Below are 16,950 nucleotides of genomic sequence, written 5' to 3'. Positions count from 1 at the left end.
CAATAGGAAAAACCGATGATAAGCGCCAAGATGTGCCAACGCGTGCGGTGGCGAGTTTTTGGGGTTGGTGGGGAGTAAAGCGCCAGAGCAGGGTGATTGCTTCCATGTGTAGAAAGGTGTACAACCTCTCAATCCCTCTTTAACGGCTCAACGTCAAATAAGGAAGCACAATGAATCCAACGATTGAGACACTTCTTTCTCACCGCTCTATTCGTAAATTCACCCAAGACGCTATTTCTCCCGAGCAATTAACCCAGATTATCGATGCGGCGCGCTCGGTATCCAGCTCAAGCTTTTTACAGTGCACCAGCATTATCCGTGTCACGGATAAAGAAAAACGACGTTTGCTGGCGGAATACGCGGGCAACCAAGCGTATGTGGCCGACTGTGCTGAGTTTTTGGTGTGGTGTGCGGACTTTCATCGTCATGAGCAAATTAACCCTAACGCCAAGTTAGGCTTTACCGAACAGACGCTGATCGGTGCGATTGATGGTGCCATCATGGCGCAAAATGCCATGGTGGCCGCGGAGTCGATGGGCTTTGGCGGCGTATATATCGGCGGCTTGCGCAACCAGCCGGAAAAGGTGGCCGAGTTGTTGGCGATGCCGAATCACGTGATGCCTTTGTTTGGTATGTGCTTGGGTGTGCCGGCGCAAGACCCCGAAACCAAGCCTAAATTACCCGCACAGCTTTTGGTGCACGAAAACAGCTATCAAGCCATTGATGAGGCGGCGCTAAGCGACTATGACAACCAAGTGCGCGAGTATTATCAAACCCGTACGGGTGGCAATAAAGACATGAGCTGGAGCGAGCAGATCTCCGCCACGCTAGAAAAAGAAGCGCGTCCGTTTATGAAGGACTTTCTGCACAGCAAAGGGTTTAGCACCCGTTAAGAGAGTGTCTAAACGTGATGGATAAAAAAGCAGCGTTTTGCTGCTTTTTTATTATTTATCACCTCGTTTTGTCCAGTTTGCTATCCGATTTGTTGGATTTATTGTCTAATCCTGCCGCTAAGCCCTAAAATCTATTTACATCTGCCCTGTAAACCGTAATATTGCCGCGTTTTTGCGCGTGATAATCACTTTTATCTGACGTTATCCGCGCTCATTTTTAATATTAAATTGTTTTTATACGAAGTAGGGCTCTGATGGAAAACAAACTGGCAAATCCTGCCCCTTTGGGGTTGATGGGTTTCGGCATGACCACGGTATTATTGAACATTCATAATGCGGGTTTTTTCCCCATTGATAGCATGATTTTGGCGATGGGCATTTTTTATGGTGGCTTGGCACAAGTGATTGTCGGCATCATGGAATTCAAAAAGGGCAATACCTTTGGTACCACGGCATTTACCTCTTATGGCCTGTTTTGGCTGACGCTGGTAGGGCTAATTGTCATGCCAGAAATGGGCATTGCTCAACCGAGCCCAGCCGGCTTTATGGGTTGGTACTTGGTGATGTGGGGTGTGTTTACCGGCTTTATGTACATCGGTTCACGTCGTTACTGCCTGGCGAAGCAGTTTGTCTTTGCTAGCTTGACCGTACTTTTCTTCTTGCTGGCGGCACGCGATTTTACTGGCAATGCGCTGATTGGCACCATTGCAGGCTTTGAGGGCATTGTGTGTGGCTTGAGTGCGATTTACTTCGCGATGGCGCAGGTGCTTAACGAAGAATATGGCCGTACCGTGTTGCCCGTTGGCGAGCAAAAAGCAACGCTAGCACCGCAAACCGCGTAAACGCTTGATAGATTGTTTAGATCAAAAAAGCTCGGCCACTCACATGGCCGAGCTTTTTTATACGTGATTAAGCGTGATAGTGAAGAGTTAACACATCACTTTAACGGCCAATCCGCCTTGTGAGGTTTCGCGGTATTTGGCGTTCATGTCTTTGCCAGTTTCCATCATGGTTTCAATCACTTTATCTAGTGATACACGCGGCTCGGACGAACGTTGAAGTGCCATGCGTGAAGCATTAATGGATTTCACCGCGGCAATGCCGTTACGCTCAATGCAAGGCACTTGTACTTGCCCGGCAACCGGGTCGCAAGTGAGGCCTAAGTTGTGTTCCATGGCGATTTCAGCCGCCATGCACACTTGGTGCGGGCTACCGCCCATCAGTTCAGCGAGGCCGGCTGCGGCCATGGAGCAGGCAACGCCGACTTCACCTTGGCAACCCACTTCTGCCCCAGAGATGGAGGCGTTTTGTTTGTATAAACCACCAATTGCGCCAGAGGCGGCAAAAAAGCGGGTGTAGGTTGGCTTATCAACCGGCTCGATAAACTTATCGTAGTAAGCTAGCACCGCAGGAATAATGCCACATGCGCCGTTGGTCGGGGCAGTGACCACGCGGCCACCGGCGGCGTTTTCTTCGTTAACGGCAAAGGCAAACATGTTCACCCAATCGACCACTGTCATGGGGTCAATGTTGTATTTTTCGCTGGTTTTTAACTGGTGACGTAAGGCGGCCGCACGGCGCGGTACGCGCAGCGGGCCAGGTAACACGCCTTCGTTTTCCATCCCGCGGTCCATACACGCCTGCATGGTTTGCCAAATATTGGCGAAATAGGTGTCGATTTCTTCTTGGCTGTGCATGCTACGCATGTTGGCCATCACCAAGCCACTGATGGAAAAGCCAGTTTCCTGGGTGAGTGCCAGTAAGCCGTCAGCGCTATTGAAGTCGTAAGGGACTTGCACCGCTTGCATGGCAGGCTGACCAAACTCGGCTTCTTCAACAATAAAGCCACCGCCAATCGAGTAATAGGTTTTACTCAGTACACACTCATCGCCTTGCCAAGCATGAATGCGCATGCCGTTCTCGTGCAGTGAGAGGTTAGAGGTATGAAAGTTCATCCCTCCGTCGCGTGGAAAGGCCACCGCGTGTTGCTGCTCACCCAGTGGCAATTGCTCTGTCTCTTCAACCCGTTTAATAAAGCGGGGGATCGAATCGATATCAACGGTTTCAGGGGTGTTGCCCGCTAAGCCCATAATGGTAGCGATGTCGGTGTGGTGGCCTTTACCGGTGAGTGACAATGAGCCGTATACGTCAACCGTGACCCGATCGATGTCGGTTAAACGCTGACTGGCGGTTAGCTCATCAACAAAGCACTTGCCCGCTTTCATTGGGCCAACCGTATGAGAACTGGATGGGCCAACGCCAATCTTAAAAATGTCAAAAACACTGATCATGTGTCTACCTCAGTCAATGCCCTAAGGGCAATGGATTTAGTGTTTACGCCATCCGTCCATGGTATTGACTGTGATGGCAAGCACAGGCTCGCCATAATGAAAAGGAGCAGCCTTCACTGCTCCTTGTTAGCCGCAAACATCGATGGATGCGGAGGGCATAGCGCCCAATGCAGCAGTCCTATAGCGCCTGCTGCGCGCGCTGTGTCCGATTAAGCAAGACGGCTGATTCAGAATCGTTGGAGATTAAGAGATCATGCTGTACGTAATCGCTGAAATGGCTACCAGCCCCATAATCAGAACAAAAGCGTTACTGATTGTACCTGAATATTTCTGCATTGCTGGCACGTTTTTCACGGCATACATTGGCATAATAAACAGGATGGAGGCAATGATTGGGCCGCCAAGTGATTCAATCATCCCCAAAATGCTTGGATTGAGGGTGGCGACGAGCCAAATGGTTAGGATCATGAATACCACGGTAAACACGTTGATTTTTTTGCGATCAACCGGCTTACCCATGCTGCGTAGCGCTTTGGTGGCAATCCCGTTCAGGCCTTCACGTGCGCCCAGGTAGTGACCAAAGAACGAGGACACAATGGCAACAAAGGCCACCAATGGACCCAAGAAGGAAATGAACGGGCTTTCATGTTTGTTGGCCAAGTAAGAAAGAATCGCAATGTTTTCCGCTTTCGCCGCTTCTAAATCCGCTGGCGTCAGTGACAGCACGCAAGAGAACACAAACAGCATCACGAAACCGACCAACATGGCCGCTGAGCGCATCAGGATCTGGCCAGACTTGTATTCCGCGTCGTCGCCGTGATCACGGCGCTGTGCCAAGGAAAAAGACGAAATCGCCGGGCTGTGGTTAAAGGCGAAAACCAGCACTGGAATCGAGATCCAAAGGGTAATAGTAAAGTCACCCGCGGACGGCACTTGCGATAGCGCCGCTGTGTTCCACTCTGGGATCAGGTAGATGGACATAAAGACCAAGATCCCAACCAGCGGGTAGACCAAAAACTGGGTGACGCGCAGCATCATTTTCTCGCCCAGTAGCATCACCGACATCATGCCGAGGATCAGTGCTAGCGAGAGGATCGCACGTGGCGGTGACGCCATGCCAAGCTGGTTGACCAAGAAGGAGTCAACGGTGTTGGTGATCCCCACGCCATAAATCAGCACAATCGGATAAATGGCAAAGAAGTACAGCAAGGTGATCAATTTACCCGCGCCAACACCAAAGTGTTCTTCAACCACTTCGGTAATGTCGCTGCCCGCATTTTTAGAAGATAAAACAAAACGAGAGAGGCCGCGGTGGGCAAAGAAGGTCATTGGGCCGACAAGCAGGGTCATGACCACTAATGGCCAGAATCCACTCATGCCTGCGTTGATAGGAAGGAAAAGAATACCCGCGCCAACCGCGGTGCCAAAAAGGGAAAGCGCCCAGGTTGTATCTTGTTTGGTCCAGCGCGGGCGCGACGTTGCGCGGGTACCAGTCGTCGAGGTGGTTTGCATAACAATACTACTCACATTGTCGGGAACAGAAATCAGGGAAGGCGAATTCTGGCGATTTCCACAGAGAAAACCAAGAGCTAGATCGCTATATGAAAAGTGGTGCGCAGACTATTGCACCAAAATGTGATGACTATCAATAACGAAAGGTCGATTGCTCTACTATGCAGGCATAGATGTATAGATATTTGTTGGATAAATATGCATCAATGTGCGTCTAAAGCCATACCCTTTGAGTGGTTATGGGCAGGTTGACGAGTGGTGACCCGAGGGGGAAAACAATGTTAGTTGGCTGATTAACGCACGAAGCAATTGCGCAGTGGCGCCCCAAATCAGCCGGTCTTGGTGATAAAACGCACACACAGGGTGCCACTGGCCATACAGTAGGAAAGACTGCTCGCGAATATGCCCCGGACGACAAAGAGTATCCAACGGTACTTCAAAGCAGGCGGCGACTTCGTTGTCATCCAGACAAGGCTGGTACTCGGGATCGACCCACGCCAGGACAGGGTGAATGTAATAGCCAGTAACGGTGGGAAGTGGGCATAAGTGGCCAATAATCGCCTCAGGGGCAACACGAATCCCGGTTTCTTCCCACATTTCCCGTGTGGCGGTGGCGGTGTTATCTCTGTCAGAAGGCTCCCGCTTGCCGCCTGGGAAACTGACTTGGCCAGGATGATGTTTTAAGTGACTCGCGCGCTGGGTTAATACCAGTTGGATCCCGTTTTCGCGCGGCACCAGGCCGATTAGCACCGCCGCGGGTTGAAAGTCAGCGCCACCCAAAATTCTGGGGGAGAGGCGAACGCGATTCAAAATGCGGCTGTCGTGGCGCGCTAGCGGGGTTAACGAAAAAGCCCGGGTTACATCCGCAGGCGATAAGGGGCGGCCTGGCTCGTCACAAATGGATTGAGGATGCGTCAGGGATGCAGACCAAGAAGCTGCTTTCGCGCCCAACGTACAGCGGATTGGCGTGAAATAATCATGTTCCTCGGCGATTAGCGTCATCGTGACTCCGTTAAATCAGTTAAAGGGGCAGCCAAGCTATCATCGTCTGCCAGCACGGGGAGGATGCGGCTGACTTTGTCGAGCGTTTCTTGATACTCCGCGTCTGCCTCGCTATCAGCGACCAAACCGCCACCGGCCCACACATGCAGTTGGCCTTGGTGGCCGACCAGGGTACGAATGGTAATACTCGAATCCATCCGGCCACAGCGACTGAGGTAGGCAAAACTGCCGCAATAAATATGGCGACGGTGTGGCTCAAGCTCTTCAATAATTTCCATGGCGCGTACTTTGGGAGCACCGGTAATTGAGCCACCGGGAAACGCCGCGCGAAGCAGATCGAGGCCTGTTTTTTCATCAGGGAGCCTACCTGTTACCGTGCTCACCATATGGTGGACGGCGGGAAAGCTCTCTATATCAAAGAGTTTAGGCACAGAAACCGAGCCTGGCGAGGCAACTCGGCCAATATCGTTCCTGAGCAAATCGACAATCATCAAATTTTCAGCACGATCTTTTTCCGCCGATTTCAGTGCTTGAGCGCTGTCGGCATCTTGTTGCGGGTCGGTATAGCGAGGGCGCGTACCCTTGATAGGCTTGGTTTCAATCTGTTGATTATGTACGGAAAGAAACCGCTCCGGTGACACGGATAATATGGCACTGTCCGCTAAGCGGATAAAGCCAGAGAAGGGCGCACCATTACGGGTCGCTAATTTCCGATAGGCTTGCCACTCGTCACCTTGATAGGAGGCGGAAAAGCGTTGAGCCAAGTTGATTTGGTAGCAATCACCGGCATGTAAATACGCTTGCACTTGGGCAAATTTTTGCTGGTATTGCGTCTCGGTCATGTTCGCGCGCCAGCGTTCGGTGAGTGCAAACGATGGGCGGGACGGTGCAGCCTGATGAGTGAGCCATTGCCAGCGCTGATCGCTGTCCGGTGCAATCACCACCGCTTGATGCTGGTGATGATCAATCACCACTGCCCAGTCGTAGAGACCAACCGCCATGTCGGGGACATTGAGCTCGTCTTTAGCCCGCGTGGGTAGGGTTTCAACACAGCGCCCTAAGTCATAACCAAAATACCCGAGGGCGCCGCCGGTAAAGGGCCAGGGGGCGATTTCAGAAACCGCTGGTAATAGCTGTGCTTGTAATTGCGCGACCCAGTGAAAGGGGTCGTGATCGTCAGTGGTGGTGTGCCCATCGGGGTAGCGCGTGGTCACTTGATTGTGGCGCGCGGTCACCGTGGCGATGGGATCGGCGACCAGGATATCGAAGCGACTATCTGGATGCGTCCGTGTGGCCGAGTGGAGCAACATCGCCCAGGGCTGATGAACGACCTTATCAAACAGGGTCAACGCAAGATCCGGGGCGTAGTCGATTGGCGTGGTAGTGAGCTTCATGGCGTTCTGTGGTTGCATTCTTCTTTTTGTGATCACGGTTGAGACGCCGTGTGGCGCGCAGATAGCGCTAAGCGTATCATAGCTAGGCCTTTTCCGGCACAAGCAACAATAAAAGACGAAGCGAGGTTGCTGTCAACCATCGACTTCTCTATCACAGAGCAGTAAAACTGCCTAGCCAAACGATAATAACGAGGGGAAGGCCTCCCCAACACTGGATACCCGCTTTGGGTCCTGCAAATGACACCAGAGGCAATGATGACCACTATTAAACAGCAAGACGTGATCGAAAGCGTTGCAGATGCCCTGCAATATATCTCTTACTACCATCCTCTTGATTTTGTTCAAGCCCTTGAAAAAGCCTACGACAAGGAGCAAAGCCAAGCGGCGAAAGATGCTATCGCGCAAATTTTGATTAACTCGCGAATGTCGGCCGAGGGCAAGCGCCCGATCTGCCAGGACACGGGCATTGTGACCTGTTTTGTCAAAGTGGGGATGGCGGTGCAGTGGGACCGCCACGATATGACGGTGCAGCAAATGGTGGATGAAGGGGTGCGACGTGCGTACACCAATCCTGACAACCCGTTGCGTGCCTCTGTGGTGGCTGATCCGGCAGGTAAACGCCAAAACACTCGTGATAACAGCCCGGCAGTGGTGCACATTGATATGGTGCCAGGCGACACCGTGGATATTCAAATTGCCGCGAAGGGCGGTGGTTCTGAAAACAAAACCAAAATGGTGATGCTTAACCCATCGGATGATGTTGCCGAGTGGGTAGAAAAAACCTTGCCTGCAATGGGCGCGGGTTGGTGTCCACCGGGCATGCTGGGTATCGGCATTGGCGGCACGGCAGAAAAAGCCGCGGTGTTAGCCAAAGAGTCACTGATGGAGCACATTGATATTCAAGCGCTTATCGAGCGTGGTCCAAGCAATGCCGATGAAGCGCTGCGCCTCGATATTTTCAATCGTGTGAACAAGCTGGGCATCGGTGCCCAAGGGCTAGGCGGTTTAACCACGGTGGTGGATGTAAAAGTGAAAACCGCCCCAACGCACGCTGCGTCTAAACCTGTGTGCTTGATTCCGAACTGTGCCGCCACCCGCCATGTGCATTTTACACTTGATGGCACCGGGCCAGCAGAATTGGCGCCACCCAAATTGGACGACTGGCCGCAAGTGACTTGGGAAGTGGGGGATAATGTACGTCGTGTCAACCTCGACACGGTCACCAAAGAAGACGTGCAAAGCTGGCAAACCGGTGAAACCGTGCTGTTATCAGGCAAAATTCTGACCGGACGCGACGCTGCACACAAACGCTTGCAAGAAATGCTACGCAATGGCGAAGGCCTTCCTGAGGGCGTTGATTTTAATGGTCGCTTTATCTATTACGTGGGCCCCGTTGATGCGGTGGGTGATGAAGTGGTTGGCCCAGCAGGCCCTACCACGTCGACCCGTATGGATAAGTTCACTGACATGATGCTCGCCGAAACCGGCTTGATGGGCATGATTGGTAAAGCTGAGCGTGGCTCGGCGGCGGTTGAGTCAATCAAGAACCACAAAGCCGTGTACTTGATGGCGGTTGGCGGCGCAGCCTATTTGGTCTCGAAAGCGATCAAGCATGCACGCGTGGTGGCGTTTGAAGATTTGGGAATGGAAGCCATCTACGAATTTGACGTCGAAGACATGCCAGTCACGGTGGCCGTCGACTCACAAGGACAAAATGCGCATCAGATTGGCCCAGACACCTGGAAGGTGAAGATCGCCGAAATGGATGATTAATCCACTAACTTGGTTTGTTCGGTCCAACGTCTGCTTGCGTTAGCGAGAGGGCGTTGCGTCGGGCAGCGTTTAAGTGGATAGAAACCATAAAAAAATGCGCCAATTTGGCGCATTTTTTGTCTATCAGATGGAGTAACGCGTAAAGACGTTACAGCGTGGGCTAGGCCACTTCCTCTTCTGCCAGGTCGAACGAGGCAGCAATCAGGTTACGCGTGTACTCGTTTTGTGGGTGATGGAAGATTTCCTCTGGGGTACCGGCTTCCATGACTTTCCCTTTTTGCATCACCATCACGCGATCGGAGAGGGCACGAACCACACTCAAATCGTGGCTGATAAACAGATAACCGATGTTATGGCGTTTTTGAATATCTTTCAGCAAGTCGATGACCGTCAGCTGTACGGAGCGGTCCAGTGCCGAGGTGGGCTCATCCAGCAAGATAAACGCAGGGTTCAAAATCAACGCACGTGCTATCGCGATACGCTGACGCTGACCGCCGGAGAACTCGTGCGGATAACGGTTGATCGCTGAGGTATCTAGACGTACCTCATACAGTGCATCTTTCACCCGCTCGAGACGCTCTTTTTTGCTCAACTCGGGGAAATGCGTGCGCAAGCCTTCGGCAACGATTTCACCGACTGTCATGCGTGGCGACAAAGAGCCAAATGGGTCTTGGAAAACCATCTGCATGTCGCGGCAGAGTCCTTTGTTCTCGCTGTTTTTGATCCCGTGAATATCTTGGCCTTTAAAGCAAACGCGACCTTCAGCGACGGGCAACAGGCGCATAATGGCGCGGCCTAGGGTTGATTTACCTGAGCCAGACTCACCGACAATACCCAAGGTTTCGCCGCGGCGCAGTGATAAGCTGATATCGCTGACCGCCTCGAAATAGCGTTTGTTGCCACCAAAGAAGTCTGCCCCCAAGAAGTACTTGATGGTGACGTTATCCACGGTCAGTAAGTTTTCTGCATCGTCCTGCGGGGCTTCTTTACGGCCACGTGGCACCGCGTCGATCAGCATCTTGGTGTAATCTTTTTGTGGATTTTCGAACAGGGCTTGGGTGTCGTTGGTCTCGACCACTTCGCCTTTACACATGACTACCACACGATCGGCCAGGTGTTTAACCACGCCGAGATCATGCGAAATAAACATGATGGCCATGCCCATTTTTTGCTGAAGCTCGCCAATCAGATTAAGCACTTCCGCTTGTACCGTGACGTCAAGGGCGGTGGTTGGCTCGTCGGCAATCAACAAATCCGGTTCGTTAACCAGTGCCATGGCAATCATGATGCGCTGAAGCTGACCGCCAGAAAACTCGTGCGGATACTTTTCTAACGCGCTGGTTGGATTAGGCAAGTGAACCAGGTTTAACAAGTCGATGATGCGCTGTTTTGCCTTCTCACCTGTGGTGCGATGGTGACATTGAATCGCTTCGGTCAACTGCTCACCAACGCGCATGTACGGGTTAAGCGAGGTCATCGGCTCTTGGAAGATCATGGCAACACGATCGCCGCGCATCTTCTGAATTTGCTTGGTGGACAGCGTCAACACATTGGTGTCGTTAAAGGTCACTTTAGAGGCCGGTTTTACCAGTGCGTTATTGGGGAGCAGCCCCATCACGGCGCTACTAGAAACCGATTTTCCCGACCCTGATTCACCAACGATTGCCACGGTTTCACCGGGCATGATGTCAAAGCTAACATTTTTAACGGCATCGACCATGCCGTCGTTGGTGGTAAATGACACACTCAGGTTTTCGACACTGAGAAGTGGCTTAGAAGCAGATGAAGACATCATCACCTCACTGGTTGATTATTCGACGTCACGAGTTCACCGACAGCCTTCGACGCTGAATGCGCTCAGTATCGTTGGCGCGGTAGAGACTCGATGATTTGGATGGTCGCCTGCGATTGATACGCAAACGCCCGTCATTCGTGTTGGGTTGGTCATTGTTGGCCGCAGCCACAATGCACGCCCTGATGCGGATATCAGCCAGCTGGGGCGTTTCATCAAAGGCCAAAACGGGCATGATGAACAGCTTGCGCCAGTGGAAGAGGTAGGATACGAGTGTCGCGATAACCGAAAGACGCTTAAGGTTACCTCTCCTTGCGAACACAGCTTTTCAACATCATCCAGTGTTGAAACCAAGCAGCGTGAATATCCATATATCACCCACACAATATACGATTCGGATATAAAAGCAAATCGTTATTGCGTGCAAGGTTTGTGATGCCAGAGTTTGAGCTGTCAGACAAAAACACCCTTGTTGACGCATTAGACAGTGAAATATCTGTCTTTTCATGGGGGGGGGCTATGGCTGATTCTCGCTGAAGACGCTGAGTGAGCCGAGCAGTGCGGTTAACGTATGTGGCTTGCAAAGGGAAGGGGAGACAAGATGCGCGCGACACACGGTCACGCGCATGCCTGCTAGACGCGCATGTTCAATGACTTACTGACGGTCGAACTCAAGGCGCGTTGAATAGCGTTCGTCGCTGTGTTGACCGTGCTCAAAGGCGATTTGGCCATTGACGATGGTCATATCAATGCTAGAGCCGAAAGTGTGGCCGTCAAACGGTGACCATTGGCACTGGTAGAAGAGGTTATCTTGACCAGCCGTCTGGGTTTGGTTGAGATCCACCAGCACCAAATCGGCCCAATAGCCTTCACGGATAAAGCCACGATCTTTCACCTGATAGCGAACTGCAGGGGCGTGTGCGACTTTTTGCACCACCAAAGGCAAATCGAAGATACCACGATGATAAAACTCTAAGGCCACCTGCAACGCGTGTTGCACAAGTGGCAGGCCAGCCGGCGCGTTGAAATAGCTGTTTTGTTTTTCTTCATAGGTGTGAGGCGCATGATCGGTGGCAATCACATCAATTACCCCGTCTTTGACCGCTTGAATCAGCGCTTGCTGATGGTGAGCTTCTTTGATCGCTGGGTTACATTTGATCAAAGTGCCTTTGGTCGCGTAATCATCCCGGTTGAAAAACAGGTGATGGACACAGGCTTCCGCAGTGATCTGCTTTTGCTGCAGAGCTTCGAGCGTTTTGGCTGGCTCAAACTGATACAGCTCATCTTCCGTGGTTAAGTGCAGCACATGCAGGCGTGTGCCGTGCTTTTTAGCGAGATTGACTGCCAGCTGGGATGATTTAAGGCACGCTTCTTTAGAGCGAATATGGGAATGGGCGTCAATCGGCACGTCTTCACCATATTTTTCGCGATAGATGCTCTCGAGCTCGCTGATCATGGGGGTGTCTTCGCAATGGGTGGCGATGAGCGTGGGACAGTCAGCAAAAATGGCGTTGAGTGTCTCTGGGTCATTGACCAGCATATTGCCGGTGGAGGCGCCCATAAACACTTTTACCCCGCAGGCGCTATTTGGGTCTAAACGACGAATTTCGTCAATGTTGTCGTTGGTCGCGCCCAGATAAAACGCGTAGTTAGCATGGCTGGATTGCGCGGCGCGTTGGTATTTTTCTTCCAGTGCCTCTAGCGTCGTGGTGGGCGGGTTGACGTTGGGCATTTCCATGTAGGTGGTAATGCCCCCCGCGACCGCGGCTTTGGATTCGGTGGCGATGGTGCCTTTTTTCGGGAAGCCTGGCTCACGAAAGTGCACTTGGTCGTCAATCATTCCTGGGATGAGATGCTTGCCGGTGGCATCGATTACGCGGCAATCGGCCGCGGCGGGGGTACTGATATCTTGGGCGATTTGACTAATTCGGCCATTTTCAACCAGGACATCCGTTTCAACAATCTGTCCTTCGTTGACAACGGAGACATTCTTAAATAATAGGGTGGTCATGCTGTGATCCTTACATGTCAAGGCATTGGCGTTATAGTAACGCAATCGATTACTTGATTCAGCCCCTGATTGTTTAGGGAGATTAATCAAGTCTTAACCGGATGTTGACGCAATTATTGTACATTAGCATTGTCAGCATATTGCCCTTCAAGTAGGGCTGCCGCATACTTGGCGCGGTAAACAACAATAAAAGGGAGTGAACCATGGCGGAAGAAACAATTTTTAGCAAAATCATTCGTAAAGAAATCCCCGCGGATGTTTTGTATCAGGATGAACTCGTGACCGCCTTTCGCGATATCAACCCGCGTGCCCCTGTGCATATCTTGGTGGTGCCCAATAAGTTGATTCCGACCACTAACGATGTGGATACCGATGATGAGCTTGCGCTGGGACGTATGATTACGGTGGCGAAAAAATTAGCCGCTGACGAAGGGATTGCCGAAGACGGTTACCGCTTGATCATGAATTGCAACCAGCATGGTGGGCAAGAGGTTTACCACATTCATATGCATCTAGTTGGTGGCCGGGCGTTGGGGCCGATGGTGGTCGGCTAGTCGCGATAAGCGTTAAGAGGGTGATATATGGGTAAATGGCTGTGTTTGCTGGCAACCCTTAGCCTGTTGGCTGGATGTGCCACCGGCCAGCCATCGCTTTCTATCACGCCAGGACAATCTGTGGTTTATTCGGATAATACACTGGCGCAGGTACTCGACGTTAAACGGCGGGCGTGTGCCGGTGCGAAGACCATACAACAAACCTGTTTAACGCTGATCAACCGTAGCCAGCATTCCCAGTGGATGCGTTACCGCTTTTATTGGTACGACAAACAAGGGCTGCAAGTGGAGGCCTCGCCGTCTGAGTGGCAGCGTATTTCGTTGCCTGCGAAGGCCTCTAAACGTATCAATACTCGGGTGCCGACCGCGAGCGCGACCCAGTACCGCATGGTGATTGTTCACTAGCGTGCCTCCTTACGCCGAGATCATCAGCCAGGCTCTTACTTATTGTTGAGGAAATAACAATGGCACTTGTCCGCTTTGCTTGTTTACCCATGCCGTCGGCGGGGCGCCAGCCTTCGCTGCGACAGTCTTCACTGCGACAGCGTTCGCTGCGACAGCGTTCGCTGCGACAGTATTCACTGCGACACCATTCACTGTTCACCACACTGGTCGTGACGTTTTTTTTACTGAGCGTGGTTGGCTGTGCGCCACGCACACAACCGGTTTATCAACCGGGTGCGCAGAGCCCATCGACAACCACCCCCTCTCGTCGGCCTCATCCGAGCTTGGATCAGGCAATGCACGCGGCGGTAAGTGGACTACTTGACAGCCAGCCGTTGCAATCGTCACCCGTCACCCTGGTGCAGCCCATTCAAAACCTGAGTAACACCTACTTTCCGACACAGACGTACTCCGAGCAACTTAAAGCCGGGTTAGTGAGTGCTGGTCGCATTACGCCAGTGCCTGAGACGAGAGTGCAAGCGGTGCGTCAATCCCTTGGGCTGGCGCAAAATCAAGCATTGGTGGATCCCTCTACCATTGTTCAATATGGTCGAATGCTGGGGGCTGAGTACCAGCTAAGTGGCAAAATAACGGCTGGGAGCCCCTATCATCTGCGCTTGCAACTGATGGACTTACACTCAGGTGTGATTGCGTGGCAAGGGGTTGAGACGTTTGTCAGTGAGTGATGAGTTACCGGCGTTTGACGCGCCAATTAACACGGCCCTGAGCCGCTTTTACGCCAAGCCGACAGAGATAATCCATGCTGAGCCACTGGCCGCCGGTTTGACCAATCGTTGTTGGCGCATCACTGATTCACAGGGTGGACAGAGTGTATGGCGTCCTAATAGCCAAGCCGTCAGAGCGTTTGACATCGATCGGGCGCGTGAAGCTAGCGCACAATCTTTGGCCGCCAATCATGGATTGGCACCTCAGCCGATTGCGTCGTTAGCAGAAGGCTTGCTGGTGCCCTGGGTGAGCGGTCAACCACTTGATCAGCGCGACGATGATCCAACAGCGATCTTAATTGACCTGTTGGTTCGTATACACCAGTTACCGGTTGAGCTTGAAACCGCATCGGTGGATGCACAGTGCCAGCATTACGAGCAGCAGCTATCAGCCGCGAACGTGCATCGTCTAGCAGATATTAAAGCCTGGGCAATCGCGCAGCGACCTGCCACGGAGGGCGATATTCCGGTGGTATGTCACATGGATCTGGGCGCTTACAACGTTGTGATGACGCCCCATCGTGGCGCTGTCGTGCTCGATTGGGAATATGCACGTACGGCCGATGCGCACCTTGATATTGCGCTTTTTTGTCGTGCCAATGCCCTACAGCCTGATGCGGTGATTGAAACCTACTGTGCGCAGCAACAGATAAAAGCGACGGAGGCGGTGCGCAGGCGCGTGTTGGCTTGGTTGCCGTTTGCCGACTATTTGGCGCTATGCTGGTATGAGGTAGGTGCTAAGTTGTATCGGCTACCGGCCTATAAAGAGGCGGCTAATCAGCTTTTTGAACAGCTGGCGGCGCAAAGGCGAGGCTAATTGAACACGGAGGAAGGGATGGTCAAACAAGGTTGTCGAACAGGGTGGTTAGCTGGCTGTTTGCTCTTGCTGGTGGGCTGTACCACAGAGCTGGCCTATAACACCTTGCCGTTTTGGATTCATTACTACATTGACGATATTGTTAATTTGCGCCCCGAGCAGTCCCGCCAAGTCAAAGCCGATCTCGATAAGATTCAACAATGGCACCGCACTCACGAATTACCGGCGATTGCCGAGCGCTTAGGACTGATCGCCACACAAAGTACCGAGCGGCAGACGATGGCGCAGTTGCGCGACCATCAAGAGGCGGTGAAAGAGAGAATTCGTACAACGCTAAAGGCGTTTATACCCGCCACCGCACGTTTACTGGATAGCTTTGACGATGAGCAAGCGCAAGCACTGACGCAGTGGATGGAAGAGGAAATTGAACAAGCCACCCAGCGTCGTGCCAAGCGTTCGGAAGATGAACAGTTTGCCTATCAGCGGGATGACTTAGAGGAAGATACCGAAGAGTGGGTGGGTGATACCGACCGCGATCAGCAGCCGCTGTTCGCCGAAATGGCGCAATACCAACAAGCGGCGATGCCGACATTCCGTCATGTACGCGAGCAGTTAGTCAGCCGTCTGTTCAACATTATCAATAACAGACAATCGATTGATACCGAAGCGGCGTTGTCGCAATGGGTAGACGATGTGGTGGCGTGGCGAGCCGGACCAGAGACCGAAACCGAAATGGCGATATATCGTTCGCGGCGGCTTGATTGGCTGTTGCGCCTGGATCGCAGTTTAGATGACGCGCAACGCAACCGCTTAGTCGAGAGCCTCAATGAGTGGCAAACGCGTCTTCGCGACATGAGCCGTTGATCCTTGCCTCTCGCAATGTCTGCTGGAGCGGGTCGCGTTGTCTTATTATCGCGACGAGGTGCCGACATCGTGGCGGGTCAATACCCTGATTATTTTTAGGGTGATCTTGCTCATTTTTCTGTCCGGAGGGCTATGCTATTGATAAGGGTCACAGCTTTGCGACAACCAAGGATGGATTTACATGATCATATATCTTCACGGTTTCGATGCCACCAGCCCCGGCAACCATGAAAAAGTGCTGCAGCTTCAATTTGTCGATGATGATGTGCGCACCATCAACTACAGCACCATGCACCCCAAGCACGATATGCAACATCTGTTGAAACAGGTTCAGACTCAAATTGACGCCAGTAGCGATCCAGACCCTTTGATCTGCGGTGTCGGCTTGGGGGCTTATTGGTCTGAGCGCATTGGCTTTCTGTGTGGTATCAAGCAGGTGATCATTAACCCCAACCTCCATCCTTATGAAAATATGCAGGGCAAAATCGACCGCCCAGAAGAGTATGAAGACATCGCCACTAAATGCGTGACTGACTTTCGCCAACGTAATCAGCAGCGTGCATTAGTTATCTTGTCGCGAGAAGATGAAGTGTTAGATAGCCAACGTAGCTACCATTTGCTCTCTCCGTTTTATCCCGTACGCTGGGATGAAAAACAAAGCCACAAATTTAAAAATCTCTCCGCCCACCTACAAGCCATTGCCCAGTTTAAACAATCGGCCTAATGCCATGCTCGTAACCCTAGTGTTGCGAGCATTTGGTGTAATTTTCCTACATGTTATCCATTGATTAAGCGCAGACAAGGCTCGAAGTAATTGTCGTTTTACGGCAAAATAGAGACGCGCGTTGACGAACAACACAACAAAAAAGAACGCAAAA

15 protein-coding genes are annotated in these 16,950 nt (G+C 52.1%); 9 read left to right on the top strand and 6 right to left on the bottom strand.

The genetic code is table 11. From position 1 onward, the window contains the following. The first annotated feature begins 170 nt into the window (after window positions 1-170). Together nfsA and FCN78_RS07380 are read left to right on the top strand one after the other, a co-directional pair. Window positions 171-893, top strand: coding sequence for an oxygen-insensitive NADPH nitroreductase (gene nfsA, locus FCN78_RS07385; protein WP_077658704.1), 723 nt, complete (start codon window positions 171-173; stop codon window positions 891-893). A gap of 254 nt (window positions 894-1,147) precedes the next feature. After that, window positions 1,148-1,735: an acetate uptake transporter gene (locus tag FCN78_RS07380; protein ID WP_077486127.1), complete on the top strand. Its 588-nt coding sequence runs from the start codon at window positions 1,148-1,150 to the stop codon at window positions 1,733-1,735. Window positions 1,736-1,822: 87 nt separating this feature from the next. Here the strand turns inward: FCN78_RS07380 and FCN78_RS07375 are convergent, their stop codons facing one another. The 4 genes from FCN78_RS07375 to pabB form a co-directional block, all read right to left on the bottom strand. After that, window positions 1,823-3,184: an L-serine ammonia-lyase gene (locus tag FCN78_RS07375; protein WP_077658703.1), complete on the bottom strand. Its 1,362-nt coding sequence runs from the start codon at window positions 3,182-3,184 to the stop codon at window positions 1,823-1,825. A gap of 243 nt (window positions 3,185-3,427) precedes the next feature. After that, window positions 3,428-4,696: an HAAAP family serine/threonine permease gene (locus FCN78_RS07370; RefSeq protein ID WP_077658702.1), complete on the bottom strand. Its 1,269-nt coding sequence runs from the start codon at window positions 4,694-4,696 to the stop codon at window positions 3,428-3,430. A gap of 237 nt (window positions 4,697-4,933) precedes the next feature. Next, window positions 4,934-5,698, bottom strand: a complete 765-nt coding sequence (locus tag FCN78_RS07365; protein WP_077658701.1) for an NUDIX hydrolase — start codon at window positions 5,696-5,698, stop codon at window positions 4,934-4,936. After that, entirely contained in the window at window positions 5,695-7,092 is a 1,398-nt protein-coding gene (gene pabB, locus FCN78_RS07360) for an aminodeoxychorismate synthase component 1 (protein ID WP_077658781.1), read from the bottom strand. Before pabB ends, FCN78_RS07365 begins: the two co-directional genes overlap by 4 nt. A 255-nt stretch (window positions 7,093-7,347) precedes the next feature. Here pabB and FCN78_RS07355 point away from each other — a divergent pair, with 255 nt between their 5' ends. Next, complete coding sequence (locus FCN78_RS07355; RefSeq protein WP_069362562.1) at window positions 7,348-8,865, top strand: fumarate hydratase; 1,518 nt, start codon at window positions 7,348-7,350, stop codon at window positions 8,863-8,865. A 160-nt stretch (window positions 8,866-9,025) separates the two neighbouring features. On the opposite strand, the gene FCN78_RS07350 is transcribed toward FCN78_RS07355, so the two are convergent. Beyond that, on the bottom strand, window positions 9,026-10,657 hold the full coding sequence (locus FCN78_RS07350) for an ABC transporter ATP-binding protein (RefSeq protein ID WP_077658700.1): 1,632 nt from the start codon (window positions 10,655-10,657) through the stop codon (window positions 9,026-9,028). A 655-nt stretch (window positions 10,658-11,312) separates the two neighbouring features. Beyond that, on the bottom strand, window positions 11,313-12,668 hold the full coding sequence (locus FCN78_RS07345) for a dihydroorotase (protein ID WP_077658698.1): 1,356 nt from the start codon (window positions 12,666-12,668) through the stop codon (window positions 11,313-11,315). 203 nt (window positions 12,669-12,871) lie between these two features. On the opposite strand from FCN78_RS07345, the gene hinT reads away from it, so the two are divergent. The 6 genes from hinT (at window position 12,872) to ycfP (ending at window position 16,796) form a co-directional block, all read left to right on the top strand. Next, window positions 12,872-13,222 (top strand): purine nucleoside phosphoramidase, encoded by a 351-nt coding sequence (gene hinT / locus FCN78_RS07340; RefSeq protein WP_046073123.1) that lies wholly within the window; start codon window positions 12,872-12,874, stop codon window positions 13,220-13,222. A 27-nt stretch (window positions 13,223-13,249) separates the two neighbouring features. After that, window positions 13,250-13,627, top strand: coding sequence for a DUF1425 domain-containing protein (locus FCN78_RS07335; RefSeq protein ID WP_077658697.1), 378 nt, complete (start codon window positions 13,250-13,252; stop codon window positions 13,625-13,627). Window positions 13,628-13,686: 59 nt separating this feature from the next. Continuing rightward, a complete protein-coding gene (locus FCN78_RS07330) occupies window positions 13,687-14,352 on the top strand; it encodes a hypothetical protein (RefSeq protein WP_077658696.1) in 666 nt (221 codons plus the stop codon). Then, window positions 14,345-15,208: a phosphotransferase gene (locus FCN78_RS07325; RefSeq protein WP_069362535.1), complete on the top strand. Its 864-nt coding sequence runs from the start codon at window positions 14,345-14,347 to the stop codon at window positions 15,206-15,208. Before FCN78_RS07330 ends, FCN78_RS07325 begins: the two co-directional genes overlap by 8 nt. An 18-nt stretch (window positions 15,209-15,226) precedes the next feature. After that, window positions 15,227-16,072, top strand: a complete 846-nt coding sequence (locus FCN78_RS07320; protein WP_069362534.1) for a DUF6279 family lipoprotein — start codon at window positions 15,227-15,229, stop codon at window positions 16,070-16,072. Window positions 16,073-16,253: 181 nt separating this feature from the next. Further along, window positions 16,254-16,796, top strand: coding sequence for an alpha/beta hydrolase YcfP (gene ycfP / locus FCN78_RS07315; RefSeq protein WP_069362533.1), 543 nt, complete (start codon window positions 16,254-16,256; stop codon window positions 16,794-16,796). Window positions 16,797-16,950 lie beyond the last annotated feature (154 nt).

It is taken from the genome of Salinivibrio kushneri (genome assembly GCF_005280275.1).
GTDB classification, from domain to species: Bacteria; Pseudomonadota; Gammaproteobacteria; order Enterobacterales; family Vibrionaceae; genus Salinivibrio; species Salinivibrio kushneri.
The sequence above is the reverse complement of the archived record's forward strand: the minus strand, read 5'-3'. Positions and strand labels throughout refer to the sequence as shown.